The organism is Enterobacter sp. Lyrl_3, from assembly GCF_051948675.1.
GTDB classification, from domain to species: Bacteria; Pseudomonadota; Gammaproteobacteria; order Enterobacterales; family Enterobacteriaceae; genus Enterobacter; species Enterobacter cloacae.
Window position 1 is genome coordinate 43592 of record NZ_JAYJLI010000004.1, and the last position, 22065, is coordinate 65656.

18 protein-coding genes are annotated in these 22065 nt (G+C 57.3%); 10 read left to right on the forward strand and 8 right to left on the reverse strand.

The genetic code is table 11. The annotated features are described in order from the left end of the window. The first annotated feature begins 27 nt into the window (after positions 1–27). On the forward strand, positions 28–651 hold the full coding sequence (locus tag VF709_RS10150; protein ID WP_013095644.1) for a TRIC cation channel family protein: 624 nt from the start codon (positions 28–30) through the stop codon (positions 649–651). A gap of 93 nt (positions 652–744) precedes the next feature. On the opposite strand, the gene erpA is transcribed toward VF709_RS10150, so the two are convergent. Together erpA and clcA are read right to left on the reverse strand one after the other, a co-directional pair. Further along, on the reverse strand, positions 745–1089 hold the full coding sequence (gene erpA / locus VF709_RS10155; protein ID WP_013095643.1) for an iron-sulfur cluster insertion protein ErpA: 345 nt from the start codon (positions 1087–1089) through the stop codon (positions 745–747). An 85-nt stretch (positions 1090–1174) separates the two neighbouring features. Beyond that, positions 1175–2575, reverse strand: a complete 1401-nt coding sequence (gene clcA, locus VF709_RS10160; RefSeq protein WP_038418710.1) for a H(+)/Cl(-) exchange transporter ClcA — start codon at positions 2573–2575, stop codon at positions 1175–1177. Between the two features lie 177 nt (positions 2576–2752). Here clcA and hemL point away from each other — a divergent pair, with 177 nt between their 5' ends. Continuing rightward, the gene (hemL, locus tag VF709_RS10165; RefSeq protein WP_440231489.1) at positions 2753–4033 is read left to right on the forward strand and encodes a glutamate-1-semialdehyde 2,1-aminomutase; all 1281 of its coding nucleotides are present in this window, start codon (positions 2753–2755) and stop codon (positions 4031–4033) included. 94 nt (positions 4034–4127) lie between these two features. Here the strand turns inward: hemL and fhuB are convergent, their stop codons facing one another. From fhuB to hrpB, 6 genes are all read right to left on the reverse strand, one after another. Further along, complete coding sequence (fhuB, locus tag VF709_RS10170) at positions 4128–6110, reverse strand: Fe(3+)-hydroxamate ABC transporter permease FhuB (protein ID WP_013095640.1); 1983 nt, start codon at positions 6108–6110, stop codon at positions 4128–4130. Then, positions 6107–6997: a Fe(3+)-hydroxamate ABC transporter substrate-binding protein FhuD gene (fhuD, locus tag VF709_RS10175; RefSeq protein ID WP_013095639.1), complete on the reverse strand. Its 891-nt coding sequence runs from the start codon at positions 6995–6997 to the stop codon at positions 6107–6109. The genes fhuB and fhuD overlap by 4 nt, the downstream gene beginning before the upstream one ends. Next, the gene (gene fhuC / locus VF709_RS10180) at positions 6997–7794 is read right to left on the reverse strand and encodes a Fe3+-hydroxamate ABC transporter ATP-binding protein FhuC (protein WP_023620747.1); all 798 of its coding nucleotides are present in this window, start codon (positions 7792–7794) and stop codon (positions 6997–6999) included. The genes fhuD and fhuC overlap by 1 nt, the downstream gene beginning before the upstream one ends. A 50-nt stretch (positions 7795–7844) precedes the next feature. Beyond that, positions 7845–10094, reverse strand: a complete 2250-nt coding sequence (fhuA, locus tag VF709_RS10185; protein ID WP_013095637.1) for a ferrichrome porin FhuA — start codon at positions 10092–10094, stop codon at positions 7845–7847. 231 nt (positions 10095–10325) lie between these two features. Continuing rightward, positions 10326–12851: a bifunctional glycosyl transferase/transpeptidase gene (gene mrcB / locus VF709_RS10190; RefSeq protein ID WP_440231491.1), complete on the reverse strand. Its 2526-nt coding sequence runs from the start codon at positions 12849–12851 to the stop codon at positions 10326–10328. 143 nt (positions 12852–12994) lie between these two features. Further along, positions 12995–15424 carry an ATP-dependent helicase HrpB gene (hrpB, locus tag VF709_RS10195; RefSeq protein WP_149896553.1) on the reverse strand — a complete coding sequence of 810 codons (2430 nt, stop codon included), beginning with the start codon at positions 15422–15424 and terminating at the stop codon, positions 12995–12997. Between the two features lie 73 nt (positions 15425–15497). Between hrpB and thpR the strand changes: the two genes are divergently transcribed. The 8 genes from thpR to panC all read left to right on the forward strand — a co-directional run bounded on the left by thpR (position 15498) and on the right by panC (position 22021). Continuing rightward, on the forward strand, positions 15498–16052 hold the full coding sequence (gene thpR / locus VF709_RS10200; RefSeq protein WP_013095634.1) for an RNA 2',3'-cyclic phosphodiesterase: 555 nt from the start codon (positions 15498–15500) through the stop codon (positions 16050–16052). Continuing rightward, the gene (gene sfsA / locus VF709_RS10205) at positions 16042–16746 is read left to right on the forward strand and encodes a DNA/RNA nuclease SfsA (protein ID WP_440231493.1); all 705 of its coding nucleotides are present in this window, start codon (positions 16042–16044) and stop codon (positions 16744–16746) included. The genes thpR and sfsA overlap by 11 nt, the downstream gene beginning before the upstream one ends. A 176-nt stretch (positions 16747–16922) precedes the next feature. Beyond that, positions 16923–17378, forward strand: a complete 456-nt coding sequence (gene dksA / locus VF709_RS10210; protein WP_013095632.1) for an RNA polymerase-binding protein DksA — start codon at positions 16923–16925, stop codon at positions 17376–17378. A 59-nt stretch (positions 17379–17437) separates the two neighbouring features. After that, on the forward strand, positions 17438–18328 hold the full coding sequence (gluQRS, locus tag VF709_RS10215) for a tRNA glutamyl-Q(34) synthetase GluQRS (RefSeq protein ID WP_038418706.1): 891 nt from the start codon (positions 17438–17440) through the stop codon (positions 18326–18328). A 42-nt stretch (positions 18329–18370) separates the two neighbouring features. After that, on the forward strand, positions 18371–19768 hold the full coding sequence (gene pcnB / locus VF709_RS10220) for a polynucleotide adenylyltransferase PcnB (protein WP_072193776.1): 1398 nt from the start codon (positions 18371–18373) through the stop codon (positions 19766–19768). Beyond that, the gene (gene folK / locus VF709_RS10225; protein WP_047352019.1) at positions 19765–20244 is read left to right on the forward strand and encodes a 2-amino-4-hydroxy-6-hydroxymethyldihydropteridine diphosphokinase; all 480 of its coding nucleotides are present in this window, start codon (positions 19765–19767) and stop codon (positions 20242–20244) included. Before pcnB ends, folK begins: the two co-directional genes overlap by 4 nt. A gap of 122 nt (positions 20245–20366) precedes the next feature. Next, the gene (panB, locus tag VF709_RS10230; RefSeq protein ID WP_013095628.1) at positions 20367–21158 is read left to right on the forward strand and encodes a 3-methyl-2-oxobutanoate hydroxymethyltransferase; all 792 of its coding nucleotides are present in this window, start codon (positions 20367–20369) and stop codon (positions 21156–21158) included. 11 nt (positions 21159–21169) lie between these two features. Continuing rightward, positions 21170–22021, forward strand: coding sequence for a pantoate--beta-alanine ligase (panC, locus tag VF709_RS10235; RefSeq protein WP_013095627.1), 852 nt, complete (start codon positions 21170–21172; stop codon positions 22019–22021). Positions 22022–22065: the final 44 nt, after the last annotated feature.

Consider the following 22065-nt stretch of genomic DNA (forward strand, 5'->3'; position numbering starts at 1 on the left):
CATAAGACCCCCTTCGAGGATTTAACGATGCTCGTTTATTGGCTGGATATTCTTGGCACAGCCGTTTTTGCTATCTCCGGCGTTCTGCTCGCCGGAAAGCTGCGCATGGATCCGTTTGGCGTGCTGGTGCTTGGCGTGGTGACCGCCGTAGGCGGTGGAACGATCCGCGATATGGCGCTGGATAATGGCCCGGTATTTTGGGTGAAAGATCCCACCGATCTGGTGGTGGCGATGGTCACCTGCCTGTTAACCATCGTGCTGGTTCGCCAGCCCCGCCGCTTACCAAAATGGATCCTCCCGGTGCTGGATGCCGTCGGGCTGGCTGTGTTTGTCGGCATTGGGGTGAATAAAGCCTTTAATGCGGGTACAGGGCCCATGGTTGCCATCTGCATGGGCGTGCTGACTGGCGTAGGCGGCGGGATTATTCGCGATATTCTGGCACGAGAAGTGCCGATGATCCTGCGTACCGAAATCTATGCTACGGCCTGCATTATTGGCGGGATTGTACACGCCACGGCGTACTATACCTTTGCGATACCGCTGGAAAATTCAGCCATGCTGGGAATGGTGGTGACGCTGGCGATACGTCTGGCGGCGATACGCTGGCACCTTAAATTGCCGACGTTCGCGCTGGATGAGAATGGAAGATAAACGCAAAACGGTAACCGCAAGGTTACCGTTTTTAATCTTTTTTCCCTCTCCCTGTGGGAGAGGGCCGGTGTGAGGGCATCAGCCCGCCCCCGCTTAAATACTGAACGAAGACCCACACCCGCAGGTGCTGGTGGCATTTGGGTTCGTCACCACAAAGCGTGAACCTTCCAGACCTTCTGTGTAATCTACCGAACCGCCCACCAGATATTGCAGGCTCATCGGGTCAACCACCAGCGCGACGCCCTGTTTCTCGATAGTCATATCGCCGTCGTTAACCTGGTCGTCAAAGGTAAAACCATACTGGAAGCCGCTGCAGCCGCCACCGGTAATATAGACACGCAGTTTCAGATCCGGATTGTCTTCGTCGGCAATCAGGGTTTTCACTTTGTTGGCTGCTGCTTCGGTAAACTCCAGCGGCAACGCTACGTCATCACTCATCTTATGCTCCCATGAATACTGCTACTGCAATTGGGTAAAATTCACCCAATTCTTTTTGTCATTATCTAATACCCTGGTAATTCATTCAAGTATTCTGCATTGCGGCCCGTTCTGCCTCCTGCTTCGCCAGGGTGCGTGCAAGAATGGTGGAGTATAGCGGTTTTCCACCCAGGAATTGGGCTAATAGTGTCGCGCCGAGACAGGTAATGATCATTGGCAAAATGAGCTGGTAATTATCCGTCATCTCCAGCACCAGCACGATGCCGGTCAGCGGCGCGCGCAGGGAGGCCGCCAGCAGCGCTCCCATCCCGGCAACGGCAAAGGTACCCGCATCCAGATGGTATGCCGGAAAACCGACCTCAGCGGCCATGCCAAAGGCAGTACCAAGCAGCGTCCCCAGCGCCAGCATCGGAGCAAAGATACCGCCGGGCGCACCGGAGGAAAAACAGAGCACCGTCGTGATGACGCGAGAAATAAACATAAACAGAAGCAGACCCACGCTGAAGTTGCCCGCAGCTGCAATCGGGATCAGCCCGAACCCGCCCCCCGCCGCGTTCGGTTCAATGAACCCCAGCACGCCGCACAGGCCGCCCAGCAGACCGCCCATCAACACCCACTTCGTGGTATTCCCGCCGTGGATGCGCTGGAACATATCCTGCATACGCAGAATAAAAGTGTTAAACAGCGGGCCGACAATGCCGAATATCATGCCGAGGATCAGGTACAGCCACAGCGTGTTGACCGGCGCATTGGTCAGTTTGCCCACTTCGATCACCGGGCTTTCGCCATTGAAAATGCGAAACACAATGCTCGACATGATCACACCGGTAAAGACCGCTTTGATCGAGATAAGGTTGTAACGGAACTGGGCGCGCATCTCTTCGATGATAAACAGGATCCCCGCCAGCGGCGCGTTAAACGCCGCCGAAAGCCCCGCTGCGGCACCTGTCGCCAGCAGCGTATGGCGCGCTTCCGCGCTGCGCATCCGGAACAGATCCCCCACCATGCGCCCGACGTTCCCGCCCAACTGCACGGTTGGCCCCTCTCGGCCCAGCACCATACCCGCACCAAGCGTTCCCATGCCGCCGATAAACTTCACCGGGATGACGCGCCACCAGCGCACCGGGCGCAGCTCTTCCAGCGCGCCTTCAATTTCAGGGATCCCGGAACCGCCCGCTTCCGGCGCAAATTTACGCACCAGAAAGTAGCCCACCATGGCAAATAGCGCGGACAACCCGAACGCCCAGACCCAGACCAGCCATCCTTTGTCGGCGAAACCGGCCACCGTACCAATACGCCAGTTCAGCACCGCATTGACTGCCTTTTCAAAGGCGACCCCCGCCAGCCCGGCGAGCGTACCGACTACAGCGGCGGCCAGTAAAATTGCCAGCGGTGTCTTATCGCGGTTAAGCAAGCGCCGGATGCTGATCCGGTGTTGCGCGCGTCGGAACTGTTGTTCTTCAAAAGAGGGAGAGTCTGCTTTCATTACCATGTCTTTTCGTCATACAAATCGCCGCAGGGATTTTACCAGAGTGCGTCAGGTCGTCCCGTGAAAAATACTTAAAAATTGTTTAGCAATGAAAGGGGGCAAAAATTTCATTACCTTCCGCGGATCACTTAGAATAGTGTGCTTAATCATTTTATACGAACCAGGAACGACGCCATGAGCAAGTCTGAAAACCTCTACAGTGCAGCCCGCGAGCTTATCCCGGGCGGCGTGAACTCGCCTGTTCGCGCCTTTACCGGCGTAGGCGGAACGCCGCTGTTTATTGAACGTGCTGATGGCGCGTACCTGTTTGATGTCGACGGCAAGGCCTATATCGATTACGTCGGCTCCTGGGGCCCGATGGTGCTGGGTCACAACCACCCTGCCATCCGCAATGCGGTGATTGAAGCGGCCCAGCGCGGCCTGAGCTTCGGCGCGCCTACCGAGATGGAAGTCAAAATGGCGGAGCTGGTGACCGAGCTGGTGCCAACCATGGACATGGTGCGTATGGTGAACTCCGGTACCGAAGCCACCATGAGTGCTATTCGTCTGGCGCGCGGCTTTACCGGTCGTGACAAAATCATCAAATTTGAAGGCTGCTACCACGGCCATGCGGACTGCCTGCTGGTGAAAGCGGGTTCCGGCGCACTGACCCTTGGCCAGCCAAACTCCCCGGGCGTACCGGCTGATTTCGCGAAACACACCCTCACCTGCACCTATAACGATCTGAACACCGTTCGTGCGGCATTCGAGCAGTATCCACAGGAGATCGCCTGCATCATCGTTGAGCCGGTTGCAGGCAACATGAACTGCATTCCACCGCAGCCCGATTTCCTGCCGGGCCTGCGCGCCCTGTGCGATGAATTTGGCGCGCTGCTGATTATCGACGAAGTGATGACCGGTTTCCGCGTCGCGCTCGCGGGTGCCCAGTCTTATTACGGCGTAGAGCCGGATCTGACCTGTCTCGGCAAAATCATCGGCGGCGGTATGCCAGTGGGCGCATTCGGGGGGCGCAAGGATGTGATGGAAGCCCTGGCACCAACGGGGCCGGTTTACCAGGCGGGTACGCTCTCCGGTAACCCGATTGCTATGGCGGCGGGCTTCGCCTGCCTGACAGAAGTCTCCCAGCCGGGCATTCACGAAACCCTGACTGAGCGCACGACGCAGCTGGCAAACGGTCTGCTGGAAGCGGCTGAAGAGGCGGGTATTCCGCTGGTGATAAACCACGTGGGCGGGATGTTCGGGATCTTCTTCACGGAAGCCCAAACCGTGACAAGCTATCAGGACGTGGTGAAGTGCGACGTTGAACGCTTCAAGCGTTTCTTCCACCTGATGCTGGAAGAAGGCGTCTACCTGGCGCCGTCTGCTTTTGAAGCTGGCTTTATGTCCGTGGCGCACAGCGAAGTGGATATCAATAACACCATCGACGCGGCGCGTAAGGTGTTTGCGAAGTTGTAAGCACGTGCGGCGTGATGCCCTCACCCCGGCCCTCTCCCACAGGGAGAGGGAGCAAACCCTAAAACGTCAATCTTAGGATTGACGTTTACTTTTATTACCGACTCTGCTTTCTCAACAGATAAATAAAATACGGCGCGCCGATAAAGGTCGACAGCAAACCCGCCGGGATCTGATACGGGAACAGCACCATTCTTCCGCACCAGTCCGCCACCACCAGCATCACCCCGCCCGTCAGGGCAGACATCACGATATGCGGCATCGTCCGACGGAATCCCATCATTCTGGCGATATGCGGCGCCATCAACCCAACAAAACTCAGTGGACCAATGGTCATGGTGGCCGTGGCCGTCAGGCACGCCGCCAGCAGTAACAGCGCGACGCGCGTTGGCGTTAACGCCATGCCGACCGCACGTGCGGTTTCGCCCCCCAGCGGCAGGATCGTCATCCAGCGGCGGCACAGGGGCACAATCGCCAGCAGCACGATCATCACGATCCCGGAATGCACCACCTGACTGCCGGTGGCGTTGTACGTTGAGCCGGAGATCCAGGTCAGGATCTTCGCCATCCGCGGATCGCCGCTCGCCTGCAGCATCATCAGCAGCATGGTAAAGGCGGTGCTGAGCGCCATCCCGGCCAGCAGCATCCGGTGAGGCGAAAACCCGCCGCGGCCTGACGCAATCAGAATGATCATCAGCGTCACCGCCGCCCCGATGCTTCCGGCAGGCATCAGCCAGCCAAAGGCATTTCCCGGCACAAGGAACAGCATCAGCACCACGCCAAACGCGGCTCCCGAACTGATACCCAGCACTTCCGGGCTGGCCATCGGATTGCCGGTCAGGCGCTGGATAATACAGCCCGCGACCGCCAGCATCACCCCGGCAATCAACGCCGAGAGGATCCGCGGCCAGCGCCACTGCAGCAGTTCCTGGAGCAAATCGCCCGTTGCCCAATGCCAACCCGTCGCATCGCGCCCGAAAGCAAGCGCCACAAACGAGACGATGATCAGCACCGCCAGCCCGGCGAGGCTGAACCACAGCACCGACTGACGCTCGGCATAAACTTTATCCCCCGCGTCCATCGCGGGAGCGCTCATGCTGCGCAGACGTGGCAACAGCCACAGCAACAGCGGCGCGCCAACCAGTGCCGTTACCGACCCGGTAGAGACTTCCATCCAGACGCGCGCCAGCCAGAGAATGATTTGATCGGAAAGCCAGAGGATCAGCGCTCCAATTAGCGGGGCCAGCAGCAGTCGCGCCAGCAGGCGACGCGCACCGAGCATTTTTGCCAGCAGCGGGGCAAACAGTCCGATAAAGCCGATAATCCCAACCGCATTAACCAGCAATGCGCTGAGGACAATCGCCAGCGTCAGCGCCGCCAGACGCGCCAGGGAGAGCGCCAGCCCCAGATTGCGGGCTACACCGTCATCCAGCCCCATCAGCGTCAGCGGACGTAACAACAGCAGCGTCAACATGGCGCCGCCAACAAGCTGCGGCCACAGGCGCTGCACAATACTCCAGTCGGTCTGGGTCAGCGTGCCGGTACTCCACAGGAACATGCTTTGCAGCTGATCGTGATGAAACAGCACCAGCAGCTGGTTGATTGCCCCACAGTAGAGGCTCACCACCAGCCCTGCGAGGATCAGCGTCACTGGCGAGAGGCGTTTCCCCCACGCCACGCCGAAGACCAGCGCGCCTACCACGCACGCGCCTGCAAGCGCGGCAAACTGCGAGGTTAACGCGCCAGGCAGTGCCCACAGCGTGGTCACCGTGATCCCAAGCTGGGCACCGGTCGCGACGCCAAGCGTTGTAGGCTCGGCCAGCGGGTTACGCAAAACCTGCTGGAACAGGACGCCCACCAGCCCTAACCCGGCCCCGACCAGCAGCGAAATCGCCAGACGCGGCAGCAGGCTGTAGTGGAACAGCATTTGCTGAATATTATCGATATCCGGCGCAGCCAGGGCCGCGCCCCACTGCCCGCGCGGTAAGGCGGTCGAGAGGTTAAACCAGGTCAAAGCCAGCGCGGTCAGGAAAATCAGAGCCAGCAACAGCGCCGGGAAACGGGCAATACGCGTACTCATGCTTTTCCCCCCAGCGCGTTATCCAGCACCCGGGCGAAGTGCATGGCCGACAGCGTCGCGCCGTAGAACCAGACCGCCGGTGCACGCGTAAAGCGTTGCTCACGCACGAACGGCATCGCCTGCCACAACGGTGTCGCCATCAGCGCCTGCATTTCACGCTCGTTGCCGTGATCGAAGCACAGCACGTCCACATCGCGGAACGCCGCCAGACGGTCGATACCGACGGCGGTGCTGCCCCAGAAGGTCATCTCCCCTTCCCAGGCATTAGGAATGCCAAAGCTATCGAGCACTTCCTGGAACAGACAGTTTTTGCCGAAGACCAGCATATGGCGCGCATCCAGCAGCGTCACCATCAGCAGCGGGCGGTCTCCGCGATGGGCAAAACGCGGCTTCAGGGCGTCAATCAGAGCATCAAACTCTGCGAAATGTTGTTTGGCTTCCGCCTCACGGTTAAGGAAATGCGCCATCTCGTTGATGGAGTTTTTCGCCATCGTCAGCGGTTTTTTACCGTCACTGAAGGAGAACCCCCGCCCAGGGGCAATACGCGCCATTGTCTCTTCTGACGGGCCATAACCCGCGGACCAGAACAGAAATGACGGCTTCATCTGCGTCAGTAGCTCAAGATTAGGCTCTGTTCGCAGACCAATATCAATGACCGAATCGGGTAGCGCCGGCTCGTTCACCCACAGCCGGTAATTGGGAATATCGGCCACGCCATACGGCGTGACGCCCAGCGCCATCATCAGTTCAACAGGCAGCCACTCCAGCGCCACAATACGGTGCGGATCGACGGCAGCAGCCCGCGCGAGGTTCATCTTTAACAACAGCGGTGAAAGTGCCATGGCCGTCAGCAGGCGACGGCGGCTCAACAAGGTAGAATTCAGCATCAGTAAACAAAGCTCACCGGAGCAGCCCCGCCAGGATGAGGCAGGATCCCCATAGGAATACCGTAGATGTGTTCCAGCGTTTCGCTCCGCATCAGTTCAGACGGCGAACCCTCGGCAATCATCTCCCCGCCGCGAAGGGCGACAAGATAATCACAGTAGCGCGCCGCCATGTTGATATCGTGCAGCACCGCAATAACCGTCAGGCCACGCTGCTGGCTCAGGCGGTGCACCAGCGCGAGAACATCAACCTGGTGAGCAATATCCAGTGCGGAAGTGGGTTCGTCGAGCAGCAGGCAGCGGCTGTCCTGCGCGACCAGCATCGCAATCCACGCGCGCTGACGTTCGCCCCCGGAAAGGCTGTCGACCAGACGGTGCGCCAGCGGCTTTAATCCCACCAGCGCAATCGCTTCTTCCACTTTCTCTCTGTCGGCGACACCGAAGCGCCCGAGTGCGCCATGCCACGGATAACGCCCGATTGCCACCAGCTCGCGCACCGTCATCCCTTCTGCCTGAGGCAATTGCTGCGGCAGATAGGCGACTTTGCGCGCAAAGGCTTTACTGCTCCAGCTCTCCAGAGGCTGTTCGTCCAGCAAAATATCCCCTTCAGAAGGCGGCTGATGACGGCCCAGCATTTTAAGTAACGTCGATTTACCGGAACCATTGTGACCAATCAAGCCGGTAACTTTACCTGCGGGGAACGTCAACGAGAGCGGATGCAGCAAGGTGCGCCCGGGAACACGAAAGGAGAGTTGATTGAGCGTAAAGGTGGTATCGGATTGCGTTTTATTATCCTGCATATCAGCCAACTTAAATAAAAAGGGCACGGCGAACCGTGCCCGAAGAGAGATTAGAAGCGGAAGGTCGCGGTAGCCACAACCTGACGCTCAGCACCCCAGAAGCAACCGTAGGTGTTAAAGCAGCTGGCAACGTACTCACGATCGAACAGATTGTTCACATGCAGCGCCACGTTTGACCCCGCCATGCCAACGCGTGCCAGATCGTACCTGACCAGCGCATCAACGACGGTGTAGCTGCCCACTTTGAAGGAGTTAGCCGGATCACCATAGCTTGAGCCCGTATAACGCACGCCGGTGCCCAGCGTCAGACCAGACAGCGGACCATCATACATTGTGTAATCACCCCATACAGATGCCATGTGTTTCGGCACCTGGGCTGGTGTGTTGCCTTTGTAGTTAGTATCTGTCGTGTATTCCGCATCGGTGTAGGTATAGGAGCCAACAACGTTAACGCTCGCAGAGAGGGCTGCTTTCGCTTCCAGCTCTACGCCACGGGCACGGATTTCACCACCTTCAACCGAGAAGAAAGAACCCGCCGGGTCCGCCATCAGGTTGTTAGTTTTGGTCAGCTGGTACAACGCACCGGTGACAACGATCGGACGATCGCTCGGTACGTATTTCACGCCCGCTTCGTATTGCTTGCCTTTAGATGGCGAGAACAGTTTACCCTGTGCATCAGTCTGCGAAGCCGGTTCAAACGATTCGCTGTAGCTAAAGTAAGGAGTTACACCGTTATCAAACAGGTAGTTAACACCGCCACGCCAGGTGAACTGGGTATCATCACGTTTGGAGGTGGTATTGGTCACACGGTTATAGGACTCCTGATCGGCCCAGTCATAACGACCGCCCAAGGTTACCAGCACTTTATCCCACTGCGCCTGATCCTGAACATACAGACCCGTCTGTTTCTGGCGATTAAGGATTTGATAAGGACCTGAATTAGCCGGATCTTTTGAACCGAAATCAAAATCGCTGTTCACAGGATTATAGAGATCCAGCAGCGGAACAGAATCGTCATAACCAAACCAGGAATTGATGTCATTCCGCATACGCATGAAGTCAACGCCAGTCAGCAGTATGTGGTCCACCTCGCCGGTAGAGAATTTGCTTTGCAACTGGGTATCAACGGTGAAGTTCTGCAATTTCTCATTATCGACAACATATTTACGCGCCAGATAATGGCCTTTATCAGCAGGCGCAAGCGCCGCACACTGTTTGTTGCCAGCATTTGCCGGATCGGTGCAGACGCCATAGCCGTAAACGCTGTTTTGCGAAGTTTTGTTCTCGGCAAAGCGCAGATTCTGACGCACGGTGAAGGTATCGTTAAATTCGTGGTCGAAGCTATACCCCACCATTTTCTGGTTCCGGGAATAGGTATTATTCTTCGCCCCTTCATTGAAGTTAGTCGGCAAACGCTCACCGTTTGGCAGTGGCTCCACTGTCCCCTCTTTTGGCAACCAGCCGTAGTAACCCGTTTCAGGCTCGTTCTGGAAATAAGAGAGGAAGGTAAATGTGGTTTTATCATCCGGACGCCATGAGAAAGATGGCGCGATAGCATAACGCTGCTCTTTCGCACGCTCCTGCTGAGCGTTATTTGAACGCGCAACCCCCGTTAAGCGATAAGAATAAACACCGTCGTCATCAATCGCATCGCTAAAGTCAAACCCGGTCTGGAACAGGCTATCCGTGCCCACTTTGAACTGGATCTCTTTCAGGGGATCGGTTGTTGGGCGCTTACTGACCATGTTCAGCAAACCGCCAGGGCTGCTTTTGCCGTACAGAACGGAAACCGGACCGCGCATGATCTCGGCGCGCTCCAGCATATAAGGATCAATAACGGCGTCGTTATAGAAGTTCCCCTGCATTTTCATGCCATCGAGGTAGTTATTTTGAGACTGACCATCGGCCGCAAAACCGCGAATAATCAAGTAGTCATAGGTGTTTGATGCACCACGGGTGCCTACCGCAACGCCAGGGGTGTAACTCAATGCTTCTTTAACCGAGCGCGGTTGATGCAGTGCCATCTCTTCGGCTGTTACCACTGAAATAGATTGCGGTACCTTTTGAATGGGGGTGTCCGTTTTGGTCCCGGTCGCGGATTGTCTTGCTGCGATGGTAGCAGCTGGCCCCCAGGCACTTTCCTGTGCAGCCGGAGCGGCAGTGACAGTGATGGTTTCTTCTTTTTTCGGGGTTTCGGCAGCATGGGTATAAGCAGACATGCCGGCAACCGCTGTGGCTACGACAACTGCGATTTTACGCAGCGACGTGTTAATTGGCTGAGCAGTATTGGAAAGCGCCATGGTGTATCTCTGATAGAAAAGTGAATGATAACGTAAACGAGAATTATTATTATGACCGCAGCATAATAGGCGAAACGTTGGCTGCATAGCAAGCAGGAAGCGGCCCTACGAGAATTAAGGGTTTAAGAAATAACCAGGAGAAAACGAAGGGTTAATCAGAATTAAAACGAGGGTTAATAAAATGGGGAAAACGGGTAAAAAAATCCCCCCTTTCGGGGGGACCTTGAACGGTTAGTTACCGCCGAACATATCTCTAATCCAGCCCGCGACACCGTCGCTGTCTTTCTTCTCGTTCTGCTGCTGCGGCTGTTGTTGCTGCGGCTGCTGAGGCTGAGAAGACTGGTCGAACGGGTTGCCCGTCGGCTGCTCTGGCTGACTCTGCTGGCACAGGGAATCCGGGTTCGTTGTCCAGACAGGCAAGGTACGCATACCGCCGCCACAGACAAAGTTTCCGGAACTGTCCACGCCCATATCCACGATATCCTCCGGCGCAACCAGGTTTAGCGGCACCGGAGACTGATTCGCCAGATAACGCTGGTAAATCGACATCGCCCCGCTCGCACCATACAGTTTGGTTGGCTGGTTGTTGTCGCGGCCCACCCAGGTGATCACCACTTCACGACCATCGATACCGGCAAACCAGGTATCGACGTTGTTGTTGGTCGTCCCGGTTTTGCCCGCCAGATGCAGGCCCGGATACTTCGCCCCCAGCTGACGGCCGGTACCACGCTGCACAACCTGCTGCATCGTCCACAGCGTCATGTAGGCTGCCTGCGCCGGAACGGCGCGTTCCGCCTGCGGGAAGCTCTGATACAGCACGGAGCCATCTTCGGCAATCACCGAGCGCAGGGCTGACAGCGGTGCACGGTTACCACCGCTGGCAATGGTCTGGAACGCCTGTGCCACTTCGATTGGCGTCAGGTTTAACGCCCCCAGGATCATGGCTGGCACAGGGTGCAGCTGATCTTTAGCGACGCCCAGCTTCTGCCAGGTATCAACTATCGCAGGCAGACCCAGTGCCATCCCAAGGTTTACCGTCGGCACGTTCATGGAGCGGGTCAACGCATCCACCAGCATTACCTGGCCGCTGAACTGTTTATCATCGTTCTGCGGTGACCAGACCTGGCCGTTAGGCTGACGCAGGGAGATCGGCGCGTCGGCAATCCAGGTATTCAGGCGATACAGATTTGGCTGGCTCAGGGCAGTGAGATAGGTTGCTGGCTTCGCCAGTGAACCGATCGAACGACGCGCCTGCATAGCACGGTTGTAACCTGCAAACTGCGGCTCAGCCCCGCCCACCATCGCACGGACTTCACCCGTGTTACGGTCAACCACCACCATCGCGGTTTCCAGATCGCTCAGCTTACGCTGTTTCTTCAGCGCCGGAATGCCCTCAACGGCCGCTTTTTCTGCCGCATCCTGCGCCACGGAGTCAAAGGTGGTAAAGATCTTCACGCCGGAGAGATCTTTCACTTTATCACCGAGCTTGCTCTGCAGCTCCTGACGCACCAGCTGCATAAACGCAGGCTGAGGCGAAATCACACCGCCGCGCGGCTGGACGCCAAGCGGACGTGCGCTCAGCATGTCGTACAGCTCCTGGTCAATCACCTGCTGTTGTTGCAGCAGACGCAGCACCAGGTTACGACGCTCCAGCGCCAGTTTCGGGTTACGCCACGGGTTATAGATGGACGCCCCTTTCACCATACCCACCAGCAGCGCCTGCTGGTCCAGGCTCAGCTCTTCCACCGGACGGCCAAAGTAGTACAGGCTCGCCAGCGGGAAACCGCGGATTTCGTTATCACCGCTCTGACCGAGATAGACCTCGTTCATATACAGCTCAAGGATACGATCCTTGCTGTAACGCGCATCCATCAGCACGGCCATGTACGCTTCGTTGGCTTTACGCCAGTATGAGCGCTCGCTGGAGAGGAACAGGTTCTTCACCAGCTGCTGGGTAAGCGTACTCGCCCCCTGTACCGTACGGCCCGCCGTCAGGTTGGCCAGCACCGCACGACCAATGGAGTAGAGGCTGATACCATCGTGCTCATAGAAGTGACGGTCTTCGGTTGCCAGCAGCGTGTCCACCAGCAGGTCCGGGAAACCGTTACGGGCGACGAACAGACGCTGTTCACCATTCGCCGAAGAGAGCATGGTGATAAGACGCGGATCGAGACGGAAGAAACCGAACTGGCGGTTGTTATCCATGTTCTCGATGGTTTCCAGGCGATCGCCGTCAAAAGTCAGACGCGCACGCACCTGCCCCTCTTTGCTGTCCGGGAAATCGAACGGACGACGGATCATCTCAATGCTTTTCGCCTGCACGGTAAATTCGCCAGGACGCGTCATTTTCGACACCTGACGATACTGGGTGGCCTCCAGCAGTTTCACCATCTCGTTCTTACTGATCGACATGTCAGGCTCAAGGTTCACCATGCGGCCATACACTGCCGCAGGCAATTGCCAGACTTTTCCGTCGATACGGCTGCGGATCTTCTGATCCAGATAAACGCCGTAGATCGCCATCAGTACAACAAAAACAATGAACAGCTTCAGCAGCAGCCAGAACCAGCCGCGTTTACCCCGAGGCTTACGCCCTTTGCCTTTTCCTTTACGCAGCATCGGTTCTTCATCCTCATAATCGTCTTCATAGTCATCGTCATAATCCTCATCTCTGAGGCGACGACGGCTCACCTTTTCTTTGGCCGGACGCGTTGGTTTTCCCTTACGCCCAATTGGCTCGCGGTCATTCCCCGCCATGCTTTTTCTCCGCAACGTTCAGGCGCAAAGGCCCGATTCTCATTTCTTCCACTGACCTGTGAAAGAAGAAATCTCTCAAAATTGCTTTTCTCCCTCTCCCTGTGGGAGAGGGTCGGGGTGAGGGCATCAGGCCGCACTCCCCTTTACGAATATTTCTTCGTCCGCCGTGTCGGTGCCGTATTCGCCGGATCGTCCGGCCAGACATGTTTGGGATAACGCCCTTTCATCTCTTTTTGCACTTCACGGTAGCTCCCCGCCCAGAATGCGCCCAGATCGCGGGTAATCTGCAGCGGGCGATGCGCAGGTGACAACAGCTCAAGCACCACGGGCACGCGCCCTTCGGCAATGGATGGCGTGGTCGCCTCGCCAAACATCTCCTGCATCCGTACCGCCAGCGCCGGTGGATTATCCTCGTGATAACGAATGGCAATCCGGCTGCCGGTCGGCACAGTGTAATGCCCTGGCAGTTCACTATCCAGACGTTGACGTAACGACCAGTCGAGTAAATTCTGTAACGCGACCTTAACATCAAGCGCTTTTAACGCCCGCAGCGAGTGTACACCGCTCATTTGCGGCAGAAGCCAGCTTTCCAGCGACGCAAGTAACGTGTCATCATCCACCGCCGGCCAGGCATACTCGGGCAACCAGCGCGCGGCGCAGTGCAGACGAATACGGTACTGCTCGGCCTCCGGGGTCCAGTTCAGAACACCTAAACCTTTTTCACGAATACCGTTCAGCATTGCCTGGTGCAACTCCTCTTCCGATGGCTTTGCCAGCGGCTTCGTCCCCAGGGTCAGTTTACCTATCTGGCTACGACGAAATGCCTTCAGGGTGCCCTGCGCATCATCCCACTCGACGATGTCGGACTGCTGAAGCAACTGCGGACAAGCGCGCGTGAGGGCATCGATATCCACAGCCACGGCCTGCAAAATTCGGGCATCGGGCGAGTGGCTACCCTGCAATAAGAGCGGCGCAATCAGCCATTCATGGCGCGTCAGGGCGTCATCGCTGTCCAGCATAGCCCCCATGCCGTTTGCCAGCTGGTAGCGTCCATCCAGCCCGCGACGACGCGCAATCCTGTCGGCAAATGCCTGCGCCAGGAGAGGCGCAATGCTGTCAGCGTCCGGCGTACCACCACGGCTGTTAAGCCGTTTACAGAGCTGCTGCGCTCGCTGCTGCCAGTTCCCCTGATTACGTGAAAAGGCCTGCGCCAGATCGCAATTTGCACCACGAGGCGGCTCCTCAAGGATAGCCGCCAGTTTCGCCGCGGTAGCAATTTCATCATCCCCCTGCGCGGCCACCAGCATCCCCGCCAGCCGGGGATCGTTACCCAGCGCGGCCATTTTCTGCCCACGTGATGATAGCCTTTCGCCGTCCAGCGCCCCTAGCTGGGTCAGCAACGCGCGCGCCGCCGCCAGGTTTACCGCGGGAGGCGCATTGAGCCAGGTTAACTGCGCGGGATCGGGGCAACCCCACTGCAACAGTTCCATGATCAGCCCCGAAAGATCGCTTTGTAAAATTTCCGGCGTGCTCTGCACAGCCGCGCGTTCGGCCTGTTCTGCACTGATGAGATGCACACAGATGCCTGGCTCAAGGCGCCCGGCACGGCCAGCTCGCTGAACCATCGACGCCTGGCTGATGCGTTGCGTCAGCAGCTTTGTCAGCCCGGTGCGCGGGTCAAAACTGGCTACTCTTTCCTGGGCGCTGTCCACCACCAGGCGAATGCCTTCAATGGTCAGACTGGTTTCGGCAATATTGGTGGCCAGTACCACTTTACGCTGCCCCGTCGGCGCGGGAAGGATGGCCTTGCGCTGGTCACTCAACGACAGTGCGCCGTAGAGCGGGCAGAGCAATACGTCGCTGCCCACGCGGGCGGCAAGCTGCTCCTGCACCCGCTGGATTTCGCCAACGCCCGGCAAAAACAGCAGCAGCGAACCGGATTCCTGACGAAGCAAATCAGCCGTGGCGATCGCCACCGCTTCATCGAAACGCTGATGGGCAGGAAGCGGCTGATAGCGGCGCTCAACCGGAAACGCGCGCCCTTCGGAGGTGATGACCGGCGCATCCGGTAACGTCTGCTGTAGCCGCTCGTTATCCAGCGTGGCCGACATGATGAGTAGTCGGAGATCGTCCCGTAACCCCTGCTGGACGTCCAGCAACAGCGCCAGCGCCAGATCCGCCTGCAGGCTGCGCTCGTGGAACTCATCCAGAATCACCAGCCCGATGCCGGACAGTTCCGGATCGTTTTGCAGCATACGGGTGAGGATCCCTTCGGTCACCACTTCAAGCCGCGTGGACGGGCCGACGCAGGTTTCGGCGCGCATACGGTAGCCTACCGTCTCGCCCGGTTTTTCATTCAGCAGTTCCGCCAGGCGCTGCGCCACGTTGCGCGCAGCCAGCCTGCGCGGCTCCAGCAGGATAATCTTCCCGCTGATAATGCCTGCGTTGAGAATGTGCAGCGGTAGCCAGGTGGATTTACCGGCACCCGTAGGGGCGTTAAGTAAAACCTGCGGGGCATCCTGCAAGGCAGCGAGCAGTTCAGGAAGGACGACGGCGACCGGCAATGAGGACACTAACAGCTCCAGAGGGTTAACATTAGTCGGCGTACATTGTAGCATCGGCGCATATCATTACCGAGTCCCCTGTATGTCTGAGTCGAAACGACTGTTTTTCGCCATTGAGCTTCCCGCGCCGATCCAACGGCAAATTGTTCGCTGGCGCGCCGAACACTTCCCGCCCGAAGCGGGCCGCCCGGTTGCTGCGGCAAACCTCCACCTGACGCTGGCTTTTCTGGGCGACGTCAGCGGCGAGAAACAGCGCGCCCTGGCGGCGATGGCCGGTCGGATTTCCCAGCCGGGATTTACGCTGACCCTTGACGATGCGGGGCAGTGGCTCCGCTCCCGCGTCGTCTGGCTGGGCACGCGCCAGCCGCCGCGCGGATTATTACAGCTTGCGAATATGCTGCGCGCCCAGGCGGCACGCAGCGGGTGTTACCAGAGCCCACAGCCGTTTCATCCTCACATTACCCTACTGCGCGATGCCGGTCAGGCCGTTGCTATCCCGCCACCGGGATTTCACTGGGCCTTTCCGGTGACCTCTTTCGCGCTGTACGAATCTGTTTTTTCACAAGGACGCACCCGCTATACGCCGCTCCAGCGCTGGACGCTGGGCGATACCCTAAGGAATTCTGATGAAGTTTAGTCCTGCACTGCAACACGCCACGCTTATTCAACGCTACAAGCGTTTTCTCGCTGATGTCGTCACCCCTGAAGGGGAGCCGTTAACGCTGCACTGCCCCAACACCGGGGCAATGACGGGATGTGCGACACCGGGTGACACGGTCTGGTATTCCACTTCAGAAAATACTAAACGCAAATATCCTCACACCTGGGAAATGACGCAAACCCAACAAGGGGCTTTTATTTGCGTTAACACCCTGCGCGCGAATCAATTAGTTAAGGAGGCTCTGACGAACGGAACCCTTCCCGAACTGGTGGGTTATGGCACCCATAAATCTGAAGTGAAATATGGCGATGAAGGCAGCAGAATTGACTTTATGTTACAGGCGGAAGACCGTCCCGAGTGCTATATTGAAGTCAAATCAGTCACGTTAGCGGATCAGGAAAACGGCTATTTCCCGGATGCAGTCACGCTACGGGGACAAAAGCATCTGCGGGAGCTGATGAGTGTTGCGGCGGCGGGCAAACGCGCCGTACTGCTGTTTGCGGTTTTGCACTCAGCCATTGAACGGTTTTCTCCAGCCCGCCATATTGATCTTAAATACGCGCAATTGTTGAATGAGGCACAAAAGCAGGGGGTAGAGGTTTTGGCTTATAAAGCGGAACTTTCTGCCGATAATATGACTCTGAGATCCTCTCTTCCCATTGCCTTATAAGGGAATAGACGATTGATGAATAAGTGTTCTGGCCGCGTGCGCAAATACGCTTTTCCTCACAGGCTTGTCAAGTGTTACGTTTAGATAATTGCCATACGGAAAAGCATCTGCTATTTATAGCGACCTGATTTTTCCCCCAACACGGGGATCGATAGTGCGTGTTAAGGAGAAGCAACATGCAAGAAGGGCAAAACCGTAAAACATCGTCCCTGAGTATTCTCGCCATCGCTGGGGTGGAGCCGTATCAAGAGAAACCGGGCGAAGAGTATATGAATGAAGCCCAGCTGTCGCACTTCAAGCGTATTCTTGAAGCATGGCGTAATCAACTCAGGGATGAAGTCGATCGCACCGTTAGTCATATGCAGGATGAAGCGGCTAACTTCCCGGATCCGGTAGACCGTGCCGCTCAGGAAGAAGAGTTCAGCCTTGAACTGCGTAACCGTGACCGCGAGCGCAAACTGATCAAAAAGATCGAAAAAACGCTGAAGAAGGTCGAGGACGAAGATTTTGGCTACTGCGAATCCTGTGGTGTTGAAATTGGCATTCGTCGCCTGGAAGCGCGTCCGACCGCCGATCTGTGCATCGACTGTAAAACGCTGGCAGAAATCCGCGAAAAACAGATGGCGGGTTAATCCCGGTCCTGTTTACCCACTCCAAAGGCGGGAGTCTCTCCCGCCTTATTACTGTTGATATGTCTGAATCTCACTATATCGGGCGCTTCGCGCCATCCCCCTCCGGTGAATTACATTTCGGCTCGTTAATTGCCGCTCTCGGCAGCTACCTGCAGGCTCACGCACGCCTGGGTAAATGGCTCGTCCGCATTGAAGATATTGATCCTCCACGTGAAGTTCCCGGTGCAGCAGACACCATTCTGCGTCAGCTGGAACATTACGGTCTTCACTGGGACGGCGAAGTTGTCTGGCAATCAACACGTCACGACGCCTACCGGGAACGTCTGGCCTGGCTCGCTGAGCAGGGGCTCTCTTATAACTGCACCTGTACCCGCGCGCGCATACAGAGCGTGGGGGGCGTCTATGACGGCCACTGCCGCACGCTCAACCACGGCCCGGAAAACGCCGCCGTTCGCCTGATCCAGCGTGCCCCTGTGCTCCACTTTAACGACCTGCTCTCTGGCGACATTCATGCGGATGAACGGCTGGCGCGGGAAGATTTTATTATCCACCGCCGTGACGGGCTGTTTGCCTATAACCTGGCGGTGGTGGTGGATGACCACTTTCAGGGCGTCACCGAAATTGTGCGCGGAGCCGATCTGGTTGAACCTACGGTGCGGCAAATAGCGTTGTATCACCAGTTTGGCTGGACGGCGCCGGATTACATTCATCTGCCGCTGGCCGTCAACGAGCGGGGCGATAAGCTGTCGAAGCAAAACCACGCCCCCGCCCTGCCAGAGGGCGATCCGCGCCCCGTTTTGATCGACGCGTTACGATTTCTCAACCAGAATGTAACCAACGAATGGCAGGATCTTTCCATTGACGAATTGCTGAAACAGGCCGTTGCCACCTGGTCGCTCACGAGCGTGCCAAAAATCCAGCATTCTCAAATGCGTTGCGCTGAGCTATGATTAGCCGCTTTTTTCATAACAAAACACACTACGAGGTGTACCATTTTTACCCGAGTCGCTAATTTTTGCCGTAAAGTGCTAAGCCGCGAAGAGAGCATGGCGAATGACGCTATTGCGCAACCACAGATGTCGGTTATCCCGCGTGAGCAGCACAATATTTCCCGCAAAGATATCAGTGAAAATGCCCTCAAGGTGCTCTATCGTCTGAATAAAGCGGGCTACGAGGCCTATCTCGTTGGCGGTGGAGTACGTGATTTACTGCTGGGCAAAAAACCCAAAGATTTCGACGTGACGACCAGCGCCACGCCCGAACAGGTGCGTAAATTATTCCGCAATTGCCGTCTCGTTGGTCGCCGTTTCCGTCTGGCACACGTCATGTTTGGGCCGGAAATTATTGAGGTGGCGACGTTCCGTGGTCACCACGAAGCGGGCGCATCCGATCGCACAACTTCCCAGCGCGGCCAGAACGGTATGCTGCTGCGCGACAACATCTTCGGTTCTATCGAAGAAGATGCCCAGCGTCGCGATTTCACCATCAACAGCCTTTACTACAGCGTGGCGGATTTCACCGTGCGTGATTACGTCGGCGGCATGCAGGATCTGAAAGAGGGCCTGATTCGCCTGATCGGCACGCCGGAAACCCGGTATCGCGAAGACCCGGTGCGTATGCTGCGCGCCGTGCGTTTCGCCGCCAAGCTGGATATGCGCATCAGCCCGGAGACGGCAGAGCCGATCCCGCGTCTGGCGACGCTTATCAATGACGTACCGCCAGCCCGCCTGTTCGAAGAAGCGCTCAAACTGCTGCAAGCCGGTCACGGATTTGCCACCTATAACCTGCTGCGCGAATACAACCTTTTCCAGCCGTTATTCCCGTCCATTACCCGCTACTTCACCGAAAACGGTGACAGCCCAATGGAACGCATGATTGCGCAGGTGCTGAAGAATACCGACACCCGTATCCGCAACGATATGCGCGTGAACCCAGCGTTCCTGTTTGCGGCGATGTTCTGGTATCCGCTGCTGGAAACGGCTCAGCGCATTACCCAGGAAAGCGGCCTCGCCTATTATGACGCTTTCGCCCTGGCGGCAAACGACGTGCTGGACGAAGGCTGCCGTACGCTGGCCATTCCGAAACGTATTACCACGCTGGTGCGCGATATCTGGCAGCTTCAGCTGCGTATGTCCCGTCGTCAGGGCAAACGCGCCTGGAAGCTGATGGAGCATCCTAAGTTCCGCGCGGCCTTTGATCTGCTCTCTCTGCGTGCTGAAATTGAACGCAACCAGGAGCTGCAGCGTCTGGCGCAGTGGTGGGCCGAGTTCCAGGTCTCCGCACCGCCGGAGCAGAAAGACATGCTCACTGGCCTTGATGAAGAGCCGGCGCCGCGTCGTCGTCACCGTCGTCCGCGCAAGCGCGCACCGCGTCGCGAAGGCACGGCATGACCCTCGCGTATATCGCTATCGGCAGCAATCTGGCCTCTCCTCTGGAGCAGGTTAATGCTGCCGTTCAGGCGCTGGGTGAGATCCCCCAGAGCCGCATTGTGGCGATCTCCTCGTTTTACCGTACACCGCCGCTCGGCCCGCAGGATCAGCCTGATTACCTGAATGCCGCCGTGGTGCTGGACACCGCGCTGGATGCCGAAACGTTGCTTGATAACACCCAGCGCATTGAGCTGCAACAGGGTCGCGTGCGTAAAGCAGAGCGCTGGGGGCCACGTACCCTTGACCTCGACATCATGCTGTTTGGCAACGAGGTGATTAACACTTCACGCCTGACGGTGCCGCATTACGACATGAAAAATCGCGGATTTATGCTCTGGCCGCTGTTTGAAGTCGCCCCCGACCTCACCTTCCCGGACGGCATCCCGCTCAGGGAGATCCTGGACAACCTCCACGCAGAAAAACCCGCTCGCTGGTAAGCCTGTGCCCCCGCGCATTAGCCACAAAATAATTGTGGCTAATAGACGACCTAAAATCATTGTTCCCTCGAATGTTACTGTTAGAATGCGCAAAGATTCGCTTTGGGTTATCAGGAAACAGTATGAAACCAACCACCATCTCCTTACTGCAGAAATGCAAACAGGAAAAGAGACGCTTCGCCACCATCACCGCATATGACTACAGCTTCGCCAAACTGTTTGCCGAAGAGGGGATCAACGTCATGCTGGTCGGGGACTCGTTAGGGATGACGGTACAAGGACATGACTCTACCCTGCCGGTCACGGTCGAGGATATTGCTTACCACACCCGCGCCGTGCGCCGTGGTGCACCTGCCTGCCTTCTGCTTTCCGATCTGCCGTTTATGGCCTACGCCACGCCGGAGCAGGCTTTCGACAATGCGGCGGCCGTGATGCGCGCAGGTGCTAATATGGTCAAAATCGAAGGCGGCGCCTGGCTGGTGGAGACGGTAAGAATGCTCACCGAACGCGCCGTGCCGGTGTGCGGACATTTGGGCCTTACGCCACAGTCCGTCAATATCTTTGGCGGTTACAAGGTGCAGGGCCGCGGTGATGCCGCACAGGCGCTGTTTGATGATGCTCTCGCGCTGGAAGCGGCGGGCGCACAGCTGCTGGTGCTGGAATGTGTACCGGTTGAGCTGGCAAAACGCATCACCGACGCGCTGTCTATTCCGGTCATCGGGATTGGGGCTGGCAACGTGACCGACGGTCAGATTCTGGTGATGCACGACGCCTTTGGCATCACCGGCGGCCATATCCCGAAATTCGCCAAAAATTTCCTTACTGAAGCGGGCGACATGCGCGCCGCGGTCAGGCAGTATATTGCCGATGTCGAATCCGGTGTTTACCCGGGTGAAGAACACAGTTTCCATTAAGGAGTCTCGTTGTGCTAATCATTGAAACCCTGCCGCTGCTTCGCCAGCATATTCGCCGTGCACGACAGGAAGGTAAACGTATCGCACTGGTCCCGACCATGGGTAACCTGCATGACGGCCATATGAAACTGGTCGACGAAGCGAAAGCCCGTGCAGATATCGTGGTGGTCAGTATCTTCGTTAATCCGATGCAGTTTGACCGCGCGGACGACCTGGCGCGCTATCCTCGTACGCTGCAGGAAGATTGCGAGAAGCTGAAAAAGCGCCATGCGGACTTCGTCTTTGCGCCGGCACCCGCAGATGTCTACCCTCAGGGTACGGAAGAGTCCACGTACGTTGATGTCCCGGGCATTTCGACCATGCTCGAAGGGGCCAGCCGTCCAGGCCACTTCCGCGGCGTGTCCACCATCGTCAGCAAGCTGTTCAACCTGGTGCAGCCGGACGTAGCCTGTTTTGGTGAGAAAGATTTCCAGCAGCTGGCGCTGATCCGTAAGATGGTTGCCGACATGGGTTATGATATCGAGATCGTGGGCGTGCCGATTGTACGCGCCAAAGACGGTCTGGCGCTCAGCTCCCGTAACGGCTATCTGACCGCTGACCAGCGTAAGATTGCCCCAGGATTAAGCAAAGTCATGAATACCATGGCAGAGCAACTGTCGGCGAAAGAGTTGACCGCTGAAGAGATCGTGGCCCTGGCTGAACAAGCGCTGAACGATAAAGGCTTCCGCGCTGACGATATTCAAATCCGTGATGCTGACACGTTGCTTGAGTTAACCGACGCCAGCAAGCGCGCGGTTATTCTGGTGGCTGCATGGCTCGGCCAGGCGCGCCTTATCGACAACAAAGTGGTTGAACTGGCATAACCTTCTTACCCTCCCCTCTTACAGGAGGGGTTAACGCATGATTA